The following is an 18,552-nucleotide window of genomic DNA, read 5'->3' on the forward strand; positions in this document are numbered from 1 at the left end:
ACTATTCATCCTCCATTTTCTCAAACCTTATAGGAAGACGAAGCTCCACCTCGGCTCCTCCGCCAGTGTTGTTCGATATCCATAATCGGGCTTGATCTTGATATAGCAAATTTAATCTCCTTCGGACATTCCATATCCCTATATGCTCTCCATTTTCATCCGCTATACCCTCTTCAGACTGAACAGCATGTAAAACTTCCGGCGGGAAGCCCTTTCCTGTATCTGAAATGACAACCTTCATGAATGGAATGCCAGCTTCTTCGCAGCCATCAACGGTTATTTGCAAATGGATCCGTTCCTCCATGCTAACCGCATGCTTAATTGTATTTTCCACAAAGGTTTGTATGGACAACGGGGGAACCAATGCCTCCGATAATAAATCGGCTGCTTCGATTTCAAAAGTAAAATTTTCAGGAAATCTCATCGTTTGAATTCGCAAGTAATTATTCGTATGAGCGATCTCTTCTGATAGTTTAACGAAATTTAAGCTGCTTCGAAACATAAACCGCAAATATTGAACCAGGCTCATTGACAGCTCCTGTATCAATTCATAGCTTTTCAATTGAGCAAGGCTATATATAATGTTTAATGAATTGAGAAAGAAGTGCGGATTAATCTGGAGCTGAAGATGCTTGAGTTCTGCTTTTTGATTGATCAACTGCTCCTCATACACACTTATTTTCAAATCGGTTATTTGCGATACCATCGTATTAAATGTCTCGTTCATGATTTCAAATTCGTAAGAGGTGCTGTATAGCTCAATTCTGTCCTCCATAAACCCATCCCGGACTTTTCGCATAGCTGTAACAATCCGATTGATGGGGAGCAATATAACCTTTCGAATGAATGTGTAAAATGCAGGAAGCAGCAATAACGCTGCCAATAAAATAAACGTTGTAATTCTTTGAAGCTCCGGAAGCCTTTCCAGGATAGTACCCTCCGGGATAAAAATCATCAGTAAAAAGTCTCCTTTAGTTGACTTTTCGTTGACCTGAAGATATTCCTGCCCCCTGCTAGTAAAGCGATTCACATTCTTTTCTAAACCCAAATGAATATCGTTTTCTTTAAGAAAATCATCATTGGTCATTACCTCATGAGCATCAGTAACAAGCAGAGATCTTCCAGATTGGCCGAGTTCAATTAAGCTTAGAGGTACCATTAACTTCGAAGCTTCGACGATCCCTCCTATATAGGCATTCCCGGATTGTATAATATGATATAAGTAGTATTGATTATCAATTTTACTTACAAACCATTGCTTACTTAGCTTCTTGTCAGAAATTTGGATGTCATGTAGCAAATCCAGTATTCCGTTTTCCAGAGCCTTTCGTTCGTCGTATGTCTCTCCGGGGATTTTGGAAGTCATTAATTCATCGTTAACAGAAGAGTATATAAAAAACAAATCCAGCGGTTTATAGTTTTTTATATCGGTTTCGATCCTATTGACTAAGCGAATTTTTGCAAATAGGTACCAAGCATTAATATCCTCCTTGGGATAATCCAGATTAAGTAAATCATTCTCCAGGGCTGCCATATTATACAAGTATTTATCCGCCTCATCCAAATTGCGATCGATTTGATTCATATATAGTGTGAGCAGACTTTTATTGGAGCCGGCAACCTGATTACGAACTACATTCATAGCGTAATAGTTATTGTAAATTAGAAACAGTATCAGAGGTATGATTAAGAGTAATAAACCAATTATGAGTTTGAACCGGATAGATTTAAACACTGGGGGATTTGTAAGCATCACATAACTCCTTCTTGTAATCATTATTTATACACAGACAATCGTCGTTCCTTCTTCGAAAGTGTATAAGAGAAATATAGAAACTTCAACTCCTAAAACTTATCAACTCCGCTAGCAATCACGCTGCTAAGACCTGTATGTGTTACAGGATCTAGAAGTTTTACAATCTCCTCGGATCCAAGATACTCACTAACCCTTTGATCCCTAGAAAGCACGTCAAAAGAGTTACCTTCGCTCCGCCTTTCACCACTTAATGGGCTGAATCATGAACGTTTTCATGGGCAACTTGTCGACCGATCGTGTTAGCGAGTATCATCATAACTGCTTTCGCATTAATGAGATCACCGATAAGTGCCAGATTACCCTATTTTGAGCAATTGCAGCAGAAGTAGTTGCTATTGTGATTCCTAATAAAATAGCAACAATAGACACTTTATTTAATTTCATATCATACCCTTTAATACCATTTTATTACATATCAAGCTACAATAATGTTAATGTTATTAGTAATACATAGTTATTTCCACTCTGCTATAAGCGATTTTCACTTCCCTACTCACTATGAATTTATTAAAGGAAAGGACTGTTTTCATGAAAAAACTAATATTCGGCTTTTTACTCAGCTTCGAAGCGATCATTGATTCAAACTCATGGTCAAACCATTTGAAACTAAAAGTAATTGTTTTCTTCAAATCAATACCTCCTATAAATTGGAAATGACATCACCCCCACGTCTTAGAACATATGTTCCCCTTTGTAAATAGGGTGTTATTACCTTATACCATTAAACTTTACTGCCAGTTAGCTTAACGCCCGGCAGTACATATGTATCAAATACCTTATTTTGTGAACATGTCCAGTCCTTTTTTTTTGTAAGTTGGGTAGCTATCTCGAGCAATCGGGAGAAAAACGAAAAACGGCTCTTTCGCAAACGATGCGAACAGAGCCGTTTTTTTGTCATTGTTCCACGGGAGTAAAATCGGCTGCCGCGGCGGGAATTGAGGGAATATCAGACTTGAAACTACAGGGAAGGGATTTAGCCGTTAGCTCAATGATTTCTTTATGATTCAGTTCTCCGCGTTGTTTACAACGATTATAAACGAAATGGAACCACCGCGAAAACTTGAAAAGTTTGGCTAAAAACTAACAGAGACCCCACCATCATCATGGGTAGCATAGCTTTTACTACAATGAGCGGTTCCTTTCGTGGGGGAATTTGGAATGGAGTTGAAGACGCAAACTTGTTTCTGTACCTGATACGTATTCTTAACTCGAACGACAGAATAATCAACCGGCGGAAGCATTTCGTTATCTTTGTATTTCAATGTCACAGATACTTTGATCTCAGTTGGATCTGAAGTATCCACTCTCCCCAATGAAAAGGAGGCTAACGGGGTCCATCCAACGTCTGGTTCCTGGATAATGCTATTTAAATAATCTTGAACGATGCCCTTGGCGGATTCCTCAAGATTTTGTTTCCGTACCTCCTGTACTGCTCTGCTCGTTTTCTCTTCAAGTGATCTATTATCTTGCAATCCCGCTGCACTGGCTACCCCTACCGTTGTAATAAAAAAAAAGAATTGTCAGAATCGAAGCAGATTTAGAGCTCTGTCTCATTTAAATACTTCTTTTTGATAAGTTTATTTTCACAACACCAAAATCAAACAATTTGAAATCCCCATAATAATTCGAAATGACTAATCAAACGAAATATTCAAAATAGGGAATTAAGTTTTGATATATATTTGACCATTACTATGTAATCCTTTTGCATCGCTGGGATGGACACAACAACAAAGTTCAGCGATACAAAAATCGGCAACCGATTTACCGCTGTTGACTTTGTTCTTGTATGATCTTTTTCAATTCATCCGTTCCAAATGCTCCAGGAGAAATAGCCTGGTGATCACTCCAATAACTGATGCGAAATGAAGTACCGTCAGTTAGGTATATTCGAAGAAAATAGTTATTCCCACTTGCTTTTTTATACATTTCATCAAACCCAATGTACTTTAGTTTGAGGTACTCTACTGCAAACTCATTTGTTGCCTCCGGAGAGAAATCTGAAATATGTGAGCCATCTCCAGTGCTCTCAAAACTAACCTTGGTAACCTTCCCCGTTATGTCATACAAATCAGCAATGGTCTTTGCCTTGGGGTTATCCGTAACCTCATACAGTTCACCGTTTGCCATAACCCGGTACTCCTGCGCATAATCAGCAACTTCGTAAATAGCTGTACTCACAGGAAGCAGTGTTGCATCCCCATTTTTCATTCTATAGTTAGAGCAACTATTGCCAGACAGTTTAAAACCTACTTCCCCGATTTTCTTTCCTTTTTTTACATTTGATAAATCGCTTTCATAATCACGGGTATAATGAATATCATTTAGTTTCAATGCATGCCCATAATTAATTTCTTCATCAGGGCACTTGCTGCCACCTGTGGTCATACAAGATGACAATATAAACGAGCAAACCAATAATACAATTATGATCATTTTATTTTTCAGTGTATAGTTCCTCCCTTCTTTAATAACCTAACGAATCAAACAGGAAATTTGTTTCTATAACGTATTATTGAAACAAACCTACTACGTACGACAAAATAAGCTTCGTAATTACAAAACTAGTTACTGTATGACTATTAAATAGAAGAGAGCTGCTAAGACAAAACGGTATAGAGCAAACCATTCTAATCGAATTCGCTTAATCAGTTTGATGAAAGTCACTACTGCAATCATTGCCACAAGAAAGGATGCCGTAAAGCCAATTAATATTAGAAAGAAATCGTCAGAATTCAGCAAATCGCGACTATCATACAAATCCAACAAGCTTGCACCAAACATAACAGGCACGGAAATAAGGAACGAAAAATCTGCGGCCGCTTTTTGGCTAGTGCCAAGCAAAAGGCCACCTGAAATCGTCGAACCTGATCTAGAAAACCCTGGACATAAAGCTAAACCTTGGAATATCCCAATCCCGAAAGCTTGTTTATAATTAATCCCATCAATCGTATCAGCGGTTTCAGTTCTCCTACTCCGTGCTGCGATGATCATCAACAAGCCACCAGCAACTAGACCGATCAAAACAGGGGTTGGACCGAATAGTTGGCTTTTTATTGTGTCCTTGAAGAGAAGATATACGATCAATGCTGGTAACATAGCCAAAATCATATGAATGACATTTAATCCTTTACTTTGGGAAAAATCCATTCTAATCAGATTAGCCCCAATCTCCAAATACCTTTTCCAATAAAGAATTAGAACTGCCATCACTGCACCCAACTGTATAACAATTTTAAAAGTTATTGCAGCGTCTCCCTCAAAGCTAAGCAAATTGCCTGCTAAAATAAGATGTCCAGTAGACGATACCGGTAAAAATTCAGTTAAGCCCTCTATTATGCCAAGTATTATTGCTTTAATTACATCAGTCATCAGTGGATATCCCCCTTACGGAATTAAACTCGTTTAACAATTTCCAGTATAAGGGGGATATCAATATATACCCATCGATTAACCTAACAATATTCAATTCAATATGACATAATTGTCACATTGCTCATTACTTTAGTCTTAAGTAACCCCTTCGACTAAATAAATGGCAGTTATGTGTGAGATGCTGCCTTTATTAAACTATCCTGTAATCAACATTCGCATCCGGCGCGTAGTCATCTACTTCTACCCCATATTTACAAAGCATTAGCTTTCCCTTTTCGATAAAGCTATTCTGTGCAATGTCGTATTATCGGAAGTTGTATAGGTGAAATCTGTATCAATGTTACCCGTAAAAGATTCGTTTAGACCATCATCAAATCGGCAATAGTACCATATTCTTCCCGTTCGTATTATAAGGTCACCAGATCTTTCTGGTAGACCTCTTTTTCTGTGTGGTCGCAAGATAGCGGTAGCCGGGGATCAAACGTTTCTGCCCGTGGGACTTGGATCCCGAAAGCTATTCAGTTCATCCCCCTACTTGTTAAACCATGATTAGGCTGGTTGGGACAAGGATCCCGAATCACATGCGATACTGTGGACGACAAGAAGATTAGGGGTTGCCGGTGAAAATAAGAGAAGGAGTGGTTTAATGAATCCTGTCATTGGTTTGGATGTATCTAAAGGGGAAAGTCACGCACAAGCTTTTTCAGATCGAGGAATTCCATTCAAAAAGACATTCCGTTTTGAGCACAATTTGGAGGGATTAGCTTCCTTCCTCCGTTATATTCAAGATCTAGAATCCTTTACTGGTGAACGTCCGGCTGTTGTTTTAGAAGCAACAGGCCACTATCACAGTTCAATCCTACAGTTTTTGGATGAGCACCATTATCTGTATATCGTCATAAATCCATTCATTTCACACCAAGCGAAAAAGACCCATTTACGCAAGGTGAAAACAGATGTTGCTGATGCGTATCAGTTGGGGGAATTATTCTACAAAGAAGAGCTAGAGCCTTACAAAAAACGTGGTCAATATCTAATGAATCTACGTTACCTGACACGCCAATATGAATCATTGACGGGTATGTATGTTCAGGTAAAGCTACAATTCAAGACTGTACTGGATCAGGTTTTTCCAGAGTGAGTTAATCCAATCGATCCCCGGCATTGGCACCAAAATTGCTGCAATAATTTTAGCTGAGATCGAGGAAATCGATCAGTACGATCATGCATTTGCTGGAGTTAATCCGAGTGTATTTTCTTCAGCCAAGTTTACGGCAACACGAAACAAATTCACCAAACGAGGCTCCAGGAGGCTCCGGACAACCTTATATCAGCCTGTAAGGTGTGCTCTACGAAGCTCACGTAATAAAAACTGAGAGTTTATTACGACCAAAAGCGTGCAGAAGGCAAACTGTTTAAAGTAGCTGTGATCGCTTGTGTAAATAAGCTACTCCATTGGATATATGCAATCTTAACCAAGAAAGAAACTTTCCGCCTAGACTGAATAAGCAAAGTTTAGACATCGAGGAAAACCTTCCCAATATCTATGGGATGGTTATTTGTTATGCACTTTTTTCAGTATAGCATCCTTTATTGTATTGATTAATAATTAAATATTGACAAGCTATTAGCTGGTATAGCTTAACGTGACCTTTATATCATATCGGAAATCGGATCAAGTTCTTGACATTGCCGATTGACACTGCTGAGAACACACCCATAGAAATACTCACATGCAAATATGCAATATTGGTGAAGAACTGAGGCTAACTAACTCTGGAAAAAAACAATGTATTAGGCTGGATGTGTTGATCCCACGCGAGTTTTCGAATTAAAATCTCATCAGATTTCGTAAATTAAGTATTAAGAAAAGCGCATATTTCTAATAGAGATCTACAATAGCTTATATCATCTCCCATGACCCATTTGTTAAGTTTGCTAGAATCAATTAACGAAAATCCTAAAAAAAGCGATGCTCGACATCCCCGACAACCACCATTTACCGACGCACGCTCAGGATCTACGTGCGTCGGTAAATGGAACAGCAGGATCACTTGGAAGATGAAACATGAAAAGCAGAGATGCTGCGCTCCCTCTAGACCAAACATGGCTTATAGATTTACATCAACTGCTCGGCTGAAACGTCCAGCCTGACCAAAGCTACAGACGCCTTAGGAATTGTCACCGTAAGCTCCGAGCCTGCTACCGATAAAGGCTGTTCCATCGGCGTAATCTTGAATGGCTCATCAAAGCTGTTGCCATCCTTGTGGCTGGATGAAGACAATACGACCATTGTCCCTGTGCCTGCATACTGGCCACCGTGCAGATTAAGCTTAACCTCCTGATCCTCCTCTACGGCTAAGTTCGCAAGTGTAACCGCCAGCATGCCGTCTTTGACCGATGCCGAGCAGGAGATGCTTGGAACGTAATGCGTCTCACTTTCTATTGTATAGGTGATGTCACTGCAATCGACTGCCGTTTTAAGGCTCATTCCATTCTGGTGAATTTTATACATATCGAACACGTAGTAGCTTGTAGTGGCCACACATTTGTCACCCTTGGCAAGAAACAGGGAATGGATACAGTTTACAAGTTGCGCCACGTTGGCCATGACAACCTTATCGCAGTGATTGTTGAAAATGTTCAAGGAAAGTGCCGCCAAAACCGCCTCTCGCATCGTACTCGGCTGCTCAAACAAGTATTTGCCCGGTAGTGGATGCCTGCCGTTCTGCAAATGCCACACCCCCCACTCATCGACGATGAGTCCAATGGATGCTCCGGGCATTGCAGCTTGAATCATGTCAAACTGGGATTGGATAAACGGCTCCATCTCCAGCCCGACACGCATCATTTCATACCACTGTGCATCGGTATATTCCAACTCCGAGCCCATTTTTCCCGTATTGGACACATAGTAGTGAAGAGAGTATCCAAACATGGGTGAAACCCGCCCCACTGTATACATCTCCTTATACTTGTCAAAAAACTTTTCCGTCCACTCCGGAATATTTTCGTACGGCCCGCATGCTATGTAATGAAGCTCCGGTCCGACACTTTTGCTGATAATACCGTACTTTCGGTAAATATGGCAGTAATCCTCGGGTGTCATGCAGCCGCCGCCACCCCAATTTTCGTTGCCTAGCCCCCAGTATTTGACGTTGAACGGCTCCGGGCTTCCGTTCTTTTCACGTTCCATCGCAAGTGTGGTTGTTCCCCTCGGCATATTACAGTATTCAATCCAGTTTCTGGCTTCCAATACAGTTGTTGTCGTAGCGTTTACCGCAAAATACGGCTCAGCATTCACAAGCCTACAAAACTCGATAAACTCATGAGTGCCGATCTGGTTCGATTCGAACTTTCCGTCGTTCATATACCACCAGTTCACGGTTGTCGGACGCTGCTCTTTTGGACCGATCCCGTCCCTCCAGTTGTACGTCTCCGCAAAGCAGCCACCTGGCCAGCGGATAACAGAAGGTTGTATGGCCTTCAATTTCTCAATAAGCTCTTGTCTGAAGCCTTGGATATGAGCGACTTCGGAGTTCTCGCCTACCCAGATTCCGTCGTATACGACTCCACCTAAATGCTCTACGAAGTGTCCGTAAATGTCGGGATTAATGAGCCCTATCTCTTCTCCCAGCCTAATGTCAATTTTAGTCATCCTCATTCTCCTGCCCTTACCATTTGGGAGTCAAAGGATAGGGGCATCCCTTATCCTTTATTTTAGTCCGGATTTGCACAAAACAGCCGCAATATTTGCACGTTCCTCCGAGTGTATAACCCGTGCAACTGGCACATTGAGCAAGGCGCCTGGTGCTTGTTGCCTCGTCGGCAAGCTCTACATGCCGAGAATCGATCAGCATTTGCAGCATAGCCTTTATTTTCTCCGGTGTGACATGTATCGTTTCCGAACAGTCCTTGCATGGCCCCTGTCTTTTCATCGGGGTACCTCCCTCGCGATTAAGAGATCGTCAGCACGACAACAGACATCGGTGGAATATCCGCATGGAATCCTTCTTCATTCAACTGTACGCCCGTGAACAGCTCCGGCTTGACATCATTCGGATGTTCAAACGTATTATGGCTGTTCATCTTGGATGAGACCAGTATTCTACCCGTAACCTGCTTGCCGACGAATCCTTCCGTATAGCAATCCAGCGACGCGGCCTGTTTCGGGTCCGTATTGCAGATGGTTATATTTAGCTTGCCTGCCACATCCATGGATGCGGACACGCTTAGCTGCGGTAGTTCTTCCCCATTGAACATGTAGGTACCGCACTGAATCTCTATCGGCTGCATAACGGCATCCATGTGTACCTTAAACATTTCAAACACATGATAGGTAGGGGTCAGGATCATTTTTTCCCCTTCCGTTAAAATAACGGCCTGCAGCACATTGATCGTCTGAGCAATATTTGCCATTCTTACACGGTCACAGTGATTGTTGAAAATATTCAGGCTAATCGCCGCAGAAACCGCGTCTCTCATCGTATTTTGCTGATACAGAAAGCCGGGATTCGTGCCTGGTTCAACGTCGAACCATGTACCCCATTCATCGATGATCAGCGCCACCTTCTTCTCGGGATCATATTTATCCATGATTGCCGAGTGCTTCACCACAAGCTCCTCTGTGAAATAGGCCGCCTTCATTATGCCAAACCATTCGCTTTCGTCGAAGTCGACGGCTTGTCCTCTCACTGCGTCCGGTTTTTTCAAATAAATTCGGTTGCCGTCGGGATTTTCGATTACGATGCTGTGATCTCTTAACCTCGTGTAATAATGGAGCGCCAATCCATCCATGAAAGGTCCCGCTTCCCGCATGAGCACCTCCGTCCAGTGGTAATTGTCCCCCCTTGGACCAGCAGCGATTTTATAGATGGCATTATCTCCATAATCCCTTACATACGTGCTGTATTGCCGGTAAAGATCCGCATAATATTCCGCTCTCATTCTGCCGCCGCAGCCCCAGTTTTCGTTGCCTATACCGAAATATGTCAACTTCCAAGGCTTTTCTCTTCCGTTTGCTTGCCGCAGGTTCGCCATCGGCGATTCACCGTCGAAGGTCATATATTCGACCCACTGTTGCATCTCATAAACCGTTCCGCTTCCGACATTCCCGCAAATATACGGCTCGGTCTCCAGCAATTCGCACAAATCGAAAAATTCGTGGGTACCGAAATGGTTATTCTCAACGACGCCACCCCAATGGTTGTTAATCATTCGAGCTCTCGATTCCTGAGGCCCAATGCCTTCCTTCCAATGATATTCATCGGCAAAACACCCACCCGGCCAACGCAGCATCGGAATGTTCAAATCCTTCAAAGCCTGAACAACATCATTTCGGATTCCTCGCGTATTGGGAATACCGGAATCCTTGCCGACCCAAATCCCCTCATATATACAACGTCCCAGATGCTCGGCAAAGTGTCCGTAAATGTTTCGATCTATTTTGTGAATTGCCGCTTGCGTATTGATTTTAATGCTGCTTTTCATATTGTCAGCCTCCTGATTGAAATAATTTATGGTGGTTTAGCCTTTAACGCCGCCAGTGGACAAGCCTGAAATAAAAGCCTTCTGATTTAACAGGAACAAAATAATAATAGGAATGATCGCGAGCACGGCTCCGGCAATCAGCATGTCATAATTGTTGCCGTAAGGCGACATTAGTGAAGCAAGACCTATTGGAATCGTAAACATCGTATTGGTACGGAGCACGATCAAAGGCCATATAAAGCTGTTCCAGTTCTGCATCGCCAGCAGTATTCCCATTGCACCGAACGCCGGCTGCATCAAGGGGGCCATAATTCGGAAAAATATACCGAACTCCGAGCATCCATCGATCCTTCCCGCATCCATAAAGTCCTTGGAAATGCCCGTTACGTACTGCCGGAAGAAAAAGATCGCCATAGGCGAAACGACAAACGGCAAGATAACTCCATAATACGTATTGATTATGCCCATCTTCACCGTGAGCTTATAGAGAGGCAGCATCAAAATTTCAAGTGGTACCATCATAACAAACAGCACCAGCATAAAAATCAAGTTTTTCCCCTTGAAGTTATATGCCCCTAAGCCGTAGCCAACCAATGAGGAAAGCAACAGAGAGAATACGGTATGAAGAGCAGTTATGCCAAGACTATTTCTGTACCAGTACAAATAAACGCTACCCTTGCCTGAGAATAAAAGCTTATAGTTGTCAAGATTCATCAGGCTCGGGATAATCCTGAAATCCATACCGCTTCGGAATAGCTCCTTGGAGCTCTTAAAAGATGCCATAAACATGTAGTAGAGAGGAAATAGGACAATAAAGCATACGATGAGGAAGAAAGTAATCATTAATACCATTAACAACTTCCTTCTAGTATTAGTATTCACCGTCATTCACTCTCCTTCTTAAACAGTCCGAACATTTTCAACTGTACCAAATTAACCGTCAGTACGATCAGGAGCAAGGTAATGCCAATTGCGGACCCCATCCCCATATCATTTCGTTGAAATGCTTGCTGGTAAATAAACCTGACGATGGTAAGCCCGATATCTCCCGGCATGCCTTCGTTCCAGAACACATAGCTTTCTCCGAACATTCTGTATCCTTCAAAGATGCCTATCGTCAAGGTGTAGATGATAATGGGCTTTAAGAGCGGTAGCGTTATCCAGTAAAACTTGGAAAACACACTGGCTCCGTCCATTTCAGCCGATTCGTATAATTCCTCAGGGATGCTTTGAAGACCGGCCAGGTAATATACCATATTAATACCGGCAGTTCTCCATGTATTGAGAATGACCATCAGCATCATTCCCGTACTATAGTTAAGAATCCAATTTTGGGGAGAAATACCGAACTTGGCGATAACGGAATTAATGAATGCCGTATCTGCTTCACCAAACATAAGCCTGAAGGAAACACCAGCTACGATAACGGAGGTTAATGCCGGGATGAAAATGATCGACTTAAACAATGTTTTTCCTTTGGTCAATTTGGAATTCAGAAAAACGGCGAACACAATCGGGATCGGGATTAATAACAGAAGCGATAAAATCGTGTAGATCGTATTCGTTTTCAGAGCATTGAAAAAATGCTCGTCAAACATTCTTCGGTAGTTATCGAGACCTATAAATTTGCTGCTGCTAAGCCCGTGCACCTCTTGAAAGCTCATGCTGATCGTAGACGCTGTAGGGTACAAAAAAAAGATGAGAAACGATAAAAGAAATGGCGCTACAAAGAGATAAGGGGCAAACTTTTCCGAGAAAAATATTCTTTTCAAACTGAATGCTTTGTTTGACCTGGGCTTTTGGCCATAAACCTGTCGAATGGCTTCTTTATTCAAATACTTCATCTCCATAAGCATGACGGCTGTTGAAAGCGGTTGCATATCTCCGTTTCTGCAGCCGTCAGCAATATAATCTGCCTGCTACTTCTTCTGTTTGCGGAGCTCGGCTGCAGCAGCTTTTAATGCCTGTTCGGGAGTTTGCGATTGATCCTTCAACGACTTGAACATGACATTGGAATTGACCAAGTCCTGGGAAGCGGAGCTCAGCTCGCTCATATTCGGCGATTTGATCTCATCCTTCATGCCCAGAAGTACATTGAATATGACCTCATTGCTGAAATAGGGGTCGGGCTTCTGCAACTCCGGATTATTCCAGACATCCCATCTGATCGGGTCGAACTTCAACTCCTGCCAAATCCTCACATTCGATTCCTTGGTCAGCTTCGCATACGCAAGGAACTTTGTGGCTGCGTCCTGGTTTTTGCTCTGCTTCGTAACGGCCGTGCCGGTTCCTCCCATACCTGCGGATCTTACGTTGCCATTTTCCCAAACAGGCATCGGTCGAACCAAAATTTTCCCCTTCAAATCAGGCATGTATTCCAAAAATCTGCTCATGTACCACATCGGCATGATCAGCGAAGCCGCTCCTCCCTTGTTCATAAATGTAAAAAATTCCTCCGCTCCAGTATTGCCACCCGGCATCGGGACTGCGACTTTGTCCTTATCTATCATATCCTTCATCGCCTGTAGCGTCTTGATATTGATTTCGTTGTCAAGCGTAACATCGCCCTTTTTATCCAAATAGTCGGATCCTCGCTGAATGATCATAGGCCAGAATGGTCTTTGACCTGTTACCTCGAAGGAGGTCATCGGCTTGCCGGTTGCAACCAGCACCTTTTTGCCGGCTTCGATATAATCATTCCAGGTTTTTATGGTATCCGCATTTACGCCAGCCTTATCCAGAAGCTCCTTATTGTAATACACGACTGTAGCGCCGACATGGAAATCGATCCCGTAATACTTTCCGTTTTTACTGTAAATATCGAATCGGGATTGAATGAACTTATCTTTCTCAGGCTCGATAATGTTGTTCAATTCTACCAGCTGGATATCGCCTTTAAGAAAGTTTTGAAAATAGTTAATGTTGATATCGCTAATGTCCGGTGCTCCTACTCCGGATTGAAGGGCGATGAGCAGCTTATTGTGCATTTCCGCATTGGGATACGTGTCAATCGTCAGTTCAATCGGCTGATTGGGATTACTTTTATTCCAAAGCTCCGCCGTTTTTTCATAATACTTCTTATGAAGCTCCTGGAAGGTCCACAATGACAGCTTAACCGGTTTCGGCGCACCCGGATTACTGTCCTTGGCCTCACTGGCCCCGTCACTGCTGCAGCCCGACAGAATGGTTGTCAACAGAACTGCGGATACAGCTGCAATAGAAGTTGCTTTTCTCATAGAATCGTTCCCCCTTAAAAAAGATGTTGTTAAGTAAACGAAACGTTTGTTTACCTGTAACTAATTATAAAAACAAACATCACTTTGCCGAACTCCATTTTTTTATAAAAAACTATAAATTTTTGATAAGTGAATCGATCCCGTCTATTTCTGCTTCACTTCCTACAGCTCTGCTCATATTCAAGGGGTGTCATGCCCGTTACTTCCCTAAACACTTTAAAGAAATAATTATAGTTATTAAACCCAACACTGCTGACAATTTCCTTTAGCTTAAGCTCGCCGTTCTCGATACACTGTTTAGCATACTCTACCCTGACATGATTCAAATATTCAGCAAAGCCTATTCGGCATTCTTCCTTAAACAGTCTGCTGATATAGGAGCTGCTTGCACCCGCGAAATCAGCGACATCCTTCAAGGAAAAGTCGCTGCTGTAGTTGCGATGTATATACTCGACAGCTTTTTTCGTTATATTGCTTAGTCCACTCTCTAATTTCATTAGCCTTAGCATCGATATCAGTTTATCGTATAAATTCACGACCCAAGCTTTAATATCCATAAGGGTTTCGTACTTCTGTATCAGATTGTAAGGAATGTCCTCTGCCGTATACAGCCTGGCTATCTCGATTCCCGTGTCCTTGCAAATTTTGTTTACAATATTGATCAATTCGGCACATATCATCTGGGTAGATTTGCTACCCAGCCTCATACTCGAGATCTTGCCAAAAATGACATCCAACCTGCTTTTCACCTCCTTCTCATCTTGGTTTTTTAGGGCTGCATAAATGGCTTTTTCATCTTTTATATCCAAACAGAAAAAGCTTTCGTCCTTTTTATGAGGGGTACTCTCTATAAAAATACTGTTTTTTCCTTTGTAAAACTTGTCCCTCAATACGGTCTCCGCGTGGTTGTAAGCCTGAGGCAGTTTGGTCAATTCCGTGCAAACCTTGCTTACGCCGAAACATGCCGTTATATTCAAATATTTTTTAATTTCCGATCTCACTCGGTTTAGAATCGTATACAAGGTATTGTAGATATACATCGTGCTCTTCAACGGACCTAATGAGAAAATAATTGCAAACTTTCCTTTTGCCATATGCACGATGACGGATTTTTCCCAATCCTTTAGAATTTCCTTCGATATCTCCATGAAGGTGTGGAGCACTACGTCCACTTCTTGAGAAGAAAATTTTTCTTCAAGCAATCGAAAATCATCAATTTCGGCTATAGTCACCATCAAGTTTTCCGTCTCCAGCTTCACATCAAGAGCGTGCAGCCTCCCTGTGATCTCCTCCACATCCGACAGGCTCCCCTCCAGCAGTTTCCGGATAAACGTTTGACGCAAAACAGCCTTGCTGGTCGTCAGCTCTTTATCGATATTGCTCTGTCTGTCGCGTTCATTCCAATACGAATGAATAGAGTTCCGAGCCGTATTCAAAATATTCAATAAAAATGACGCATCCAAACGATGCTTTAGCACGTAGTCCATAGCGCCATTCTTCATGCTTTGTCGTACATAATCGAAATCGTCATAAGCACTCAGTGCAATAATACTGATCTGCGGGAAGTTTTTTTCCAAATATTCGATCAATCCGATGCCGTTTAATCCAGGCATATTGATATCGGTAATGATAATATCGGGAGTTTCTTTTTGAATAAGCTGGACGGCATGGTTTCCGTTATGGGCATCCTCCATTATATAAAACCCCGCGCTCTCCCAATGGATCATCGTCTTCAAAACGGTTCTGGAAACCGCATCGTCATCAACTATGAGCACCTTCAGCATCTTTGACATCGTCTTCACCTCCTGCGGTAGGAATTGTTATTTCAACAGTCGTAAACAGATTTGGCACGCAATGAATCGATAGTCCGAATTTTTCACCGAAGTACAGCTTTATTCTTTCGTCAACATTCCGAATCCCTATACCGCTGAATCTAGATTGATTAATCGTTGTTGTTTGCTGCAGCAGACTATTTAACGTATGTTCGTCCATCCCGACACCATTATCGGTAATCGTAATTTTTAATTCATTTTGAACCCGGTAACCTTTTATAATAATCAAGCCCTGTCCTTCCATAGGCTCAATTCCATGCAGCAGGCAATTTTCCACAATCGGCTGCAAAGCGAACTTCAAAATATGACAATCCAGAATATCCTCCTCAATCTCAAAATGCACCATGAACTTGTCATAATACCGGTAAGCCATAATGTTTAAATAGTTTTTGACATATTCGATCTCCTCTCTAATACTGATCAGCTCGCTACCTTTTCCCATACATCCGTGCAGCAAGCTGATCAAGGAAGTGATGAGGTTGGATATGTTGTTGGCCTTCTGTACATTAGCCAGCCATCTGACGGTATTCAAGGAATTCGATAAAAAATGCGGATTGATCTGTGCTTGTAACGATTTTAGTTCTGCAAGCCTTTTCAATTTTTCCTTCATTTTGACTTCATCAATCAAATATTGCAGCTCACTGACCATTTGATTGAAGTTTGTCGTTACTTTCCCCAATTCATCGCTGCTTCTATCGTCAATCTGGACGACTAAATTGCCCAGCTTCACGTTATTCATCGAATCGATAAGACACTTTAGAGGAGAGGAGATGCTTTTGGATACGTAATAAGACAGAAGCAGCGCAAGCACAAAACAACTAATACCGAGTACCAATATATAAAAACTTATTTTTACCGATTCATGATCCAAATAAGAAAAGGGTATGGTGCTTACTACATACCAATCGGCACGTGGTATATATGTATACGCGATCAAATGACGCTTACCGGCAATCGTGGTGTTGAATGAGTATGTCTCGGTAACCCTATTCTGTTTAAGCTCATCAATCAGCGTGTCATCAGGGTAAGGCGTGGCGACCTTATGCTGCGGATTTTGACTCGATATAACGGTACCTTTCCCGTTCACTATAAAAATATGGGAACCAGCTCCCAGAGTAATGTCTCTGAACTTATTGAATATATACTTCACGTCAATTCTCATGATCATATACCCAATTGGAAGTCCTTCAAACGATTTAAAGCTTCTGGACAACAAAATCCCCGCTTCCCCGTAATTACTGAAACGGGAGCTTGTATTCCGTGCAAGCTCTTCATTATCCTGATTTTGAATTGTCCAGACGGGAACGCCATTTTTAATTATCGTTTCTTCAAATAGTTCGTTTAAATAATCGGATTTCAAATTAAATTTGAAGCTAATATCCCCGTAGGCAATCACTTTCTCCTTGTTTCTTGTATAAACTAGAACATCGGACACACTGTGAAAAAAAGAAAATCGTTTAGCCAACATTTCCTGAATCTTGATTTGCGCCACATTCTTTTCCCATTCGCTCATTGTATTGAAGCCACCCATTATTTGTTGAACGAGATCGGAGAATGCAATGTCAACGCTGTCATTTTCAAGCTTTATAAGTTCATTTACTATATTTTCGCTGACTTGGTACATCAGTTGGATGGAGGCCGTGCTAATTTTCGTTCTTATTGCATCGCTTGATATGTAATAAGAAAATATTCCAATAATGAGCATGGGGAGCAAGGAAAGAACAGCAAAGGAGATGAGCAGCCTGTTTTGAATCTTGATCTTACGGATTAGTTGGTTGATGTTAAATGTCATAGTCTCACTCATCCTTATGTTTAGTAGATGGGGACGGCATTACATGAGCTGAAATAACCGCTTAACGGGAACTCATTCAGGAATAATTACAGAATAGCCTGCAGCAACAAAACGATATGACCATCAACGGTTTAAAAAGTTTCTAACGAATTTAGCTCCCCAACTTAATAATCGCCGAACAATTACAGGGGCGTCAACTATAACTTGTTTTAATGTCTTTTCTTGCACTTTTGCACACTTACCAATTTTTGTCATAAAGTAAGCGTTATCAACGTGAAGTGGCGTACCAAAAAGTAGTTAATTACTTTTGGTACGGACTTATTTTTCAAGCCCTTCTCATCCTGATGCCCATATATTGCTTACCCAGCAGCTCAATCTTAAACATACTTTCATAAATGCCCTCTAGCTAAACTGCCCTTCATCGAAATCAAAAAAAGAGCTGCATCAAATCAGCTCTGCATAATATGTAGATCCCCTTATATTAATAAATTTACCTTAAACTAAGGTCTTGATAATTTTTAATCTAAAACTTTATTATTTGAGGACACCGGGCTTTTAGTTAACATGGACGCCGACCTTTGTCCGTAAAACGACACGATTTCATCCTCGTAGCAAGCTGCTACCGGGGGCATCAAACGCAGAGGACCTCTTACTTTTAAGCCATACTTGCCAGATGCTCCTCAAGAGATCCACCGCTACATGTAAAGGAGTCCATGATGAAATAATTAACGAGACAGTGGGATAGTGCATCTTCTTGCTCCCAGAACTTTTTACTTGACCAATCCAAGCAGATCCCCCTTAAAAACGTCAAATCATCATCAAATCTTTAACCTCTTTCTAGTACCAATTCTTGTCCAAAATGTATCGTTTAAATCTTTAGGAAGAGATTTACATAAAAAAAGCCTGAACCACCGAGGGTTCAGGCTAGCCACATTTATGTTCAAACCTACCGACATTTTAACATCCGACTACCGACAAAATTAATTACAGCTAACATGATAATCCAACCTG

Annotated in this window: 12 protein-coding genes and 1 pseudogene; 1 reads left to right on the forward strand and 12 read right to left on the reverse strand. The window is 41.7% G+C overall.

Annotation, left to right across the window (positions count from 1 at the left end):
- Nucleotide 1 precedes the first annotated feature (1 nt).
- The 4 genes from NV381_RS16565 to NV381_RS16580 form a co-directional block, all read right to left on the reverse strand.
- Complete coding sequence (locus NV381_RS16565) at nt 2–1,753, reverse strand: sensor histidine kinase (RefSeq protein ID WP_258214402.1); 1,752 nt, start codon at nt 1,751–1,753, stop codon at nt 2–4.
- 503 nt (nt 1,754–2,256) lie between these two features.
- Nucleotides 2,257–2,445 (reverse strand): hypothetical protein, encoded by a 189-nt coding sequence (locus NV381_RS16570; RefSeq protein WP_258214403.1) that lies wholly within the window; start codon nt 2,443–2,445, stop codon nt 2,257–2,259.
- 1,135 nt (nt 2,446–3,580) lie between these two features.
- Nucleotides 3,581–4,204, reverse strand: a complete 624-nt coding sequence (locus tag NV381_RS16575) for a hypothetical protein (protein WP_258214404.1) — start codon at nt 4,202–4,204, stop codon at nt 3,581–3,583.
- Nucleotides 4,205–4,384: 180 nt separating this feature from the next.
- Nucleotides 4,385–5,188, reverse strand: coding sequence for an undecaprenyl-diphosphate phosphatase (locus tag NV381_RS16580; protein ID WP_258214405.1), 804 nt, complete (start codon nt 5,186–5,188; stop codon nt 4,385–4,387).
- 649 nt (nt 5,189–5,837) lie between these two features.
- On the opposite strand from NV381_RS16580, the pseudogene NV381_RS16585 reads away from it, so the two are divergent.
- Nucleotides 5,838–6,695 (forward strand): annotated as a pseudogene (locus NV381_RS16585) (IS110 family transposase).
- Between the two features lie 615 nt (nt 6,696–7,310).
- Here the strand turns inward: NV381_RS16585 and NV381_RS16590 are convergent.
- From NV381_RS16590 to NV381_RS16625, 8 genes are all read right to left on the reverse strand, one after another.
- Nucleotides 7,311–8,849 (reverse strand): alpha-N-arabinofuranosidase, encoded by a 1,539-nt coding sequence (locus NV381_RS16590; RefSeq protein WP_258214406.1) that lies wholly within the window; start codon nt 8,847–8,849, stop codon nt 7,311–7,313.
- 16 nt (nt 8,850–8,865) lie between these two features.
- Entirely contained in the window at nt 8,866–9,129 is a 264-nt protein-coding gene (locus NV381_RS16595) for a DUF6171 family protein (protein ID WP_258214407.1), read from the reverse strand.
- 19 nt (nt 9,130–9,148) lie between these two features.
- A complete protein-coding gene (locus tag NV381_RS16600) occupies nt 9,149–10,681 on the reverse strand; it encodes an alpha-N-arabinofuranosidase (protein ID WP_258214408.1) in 1,533 nt (510 codons plus the stop codon).
- Nucleotides 10,682–10,717: 36 nt separating this feature from the next.
- On the reverse strand, nt 10,718–11,563 hold the full coding sequence (locus NV381_RS16605) for a carbohydrate ABC transporter permease (protein ID WP_379368602.1): 846 nt from the start codon (nt 11,561–11,563) through the stop codon (nt 10,718–10,720).
- Between the two features lie 2 nt (nt 11,564–11,565).
- Nucleotides 11,566–12,525 carry a carbohydrate ABC transporter permease gene (locus NV381_RS16610; protein WP_419182275.1) on the reverse strand — a complete coding sequence of 320 codons (960 nt, stop codon included), beginning with the start codon at nt 12,523–12,525 and terminating at the stop codon, nt 11,566–11,568.
- Nucleotides 12,526–12,600: 75 nt separating this feature from the next.
- A complete protein-coding gene (locus NV381_RS16615) occupies nt 12,601–13,917 on the reverse strand; it encodes an ABC transporter substrate-binding protein (RefSeq protein WP_258214410.1) in 1,317 nt (438 codons plus the stop codon).
- A gap of 155 nt (nt 13,918–14,072) precedes the next feature.
- Complete coding sequence (locus tag NV381_RS16620; RefSeq protein WP_258214411.1) at nt 14,073–15,710, reverse strand: response regulator; 1,638 nt, start codon at nt 15,708–15,710, stop codon at nt 14,073–14,075.
- A complete protein-coding gene (locus NV381_RS16625) occupies nt 15,679–17,541 on the reverse strand; it encodes a sensor histidine kinase (RefSeq protein ID WP_258214412.1) in 1,863 nt (620 codons plus the stop codon). Before NV381_RS16625 ends, NV381_RS16620 begins: the two co-directional genes overlap by 32 nt.
- Between the last annotated feature and the right edge of the window lie 1,011 nt (nt 17,542–18,552).

This window comes from Paenibacillus radicis (ex Xue et al. 2023) (genome assembly GCF_024722015.1).
Taxonomy (GTDB): domain Bacteria; phylum Bacillota; class Bacilli; order Paenibacillales; family NBRC-103111; genus Paenibacillus_S.

Coding starts and splice junctions, on each gene's coding strand:
- NV381_RS16565 (WP_258214402.1), bottom strand. CDS start 1,753: ATGCTTACAAATCCCCCAGTGTTTAAATCTATCCGGTTCAAACTCATA.
- NV381_RS16575 (WP_258214404.1), bottom strand. CDS start 4,204: ATGACCACAGGTGGCAGCAAGTGCCCTGATGAAGAAATTAATTATGGG.
- NV381_RS16580 (WP_258214405.1), bottom strand. CDS start 5,188: ATGACTGATGTAATTAAAGCAATAATACTTGGCATAATAGAGGGCTTA.
- NV381_RS16590 (WP_258214406.1), bottom strand. CDS start 8,849: ATGACTAAAATTGACATTAGGCTGGGAGAAGAGATAGGGCTCATTAAT.
- NV381_RS16595 (WP_258214407.1), bottom strand. CDS start 9,129: ATGAAAAGACAGGGGCCATGCAAGGACTGTTCGGAAACGATACATGTC.
- NV381_RS16600 (WP_258214408.1), bottom strand. CDS start 10,681: ATGAAAAGCAGCATTAAAATCAATACGCAAGCGGCAATTCACAAAATA.
- NV381_RS16610 (WP_419182275.1), bottom strand. CDS start 12,525: ATGAAGTATTTGAATAAAGAAGCCATTCGACAGGTTTATGGCCAAAAG.
- NV381_RS16615 (WP_258214410.1), bottom strand. CDS start 13,917: ATGAGAAAAGCAACTTCTATTGCAGCTGTATCCGCAGTTCTGTTGACA.
- NV381_RS16620 (WP_258214411.1), bottom strand. CDS start 15,710: ATGTCAAAGATGCTGAAGGTGCTCATAGTTGATGACGATGCGGTTTCC.
- NV381_RS16625 (WP_258214412.1), bottom strand. CDS start 17,541: ATGACATTTAACATCAACCAACTAATCCGTAAGATCAAGATTCAAAAC.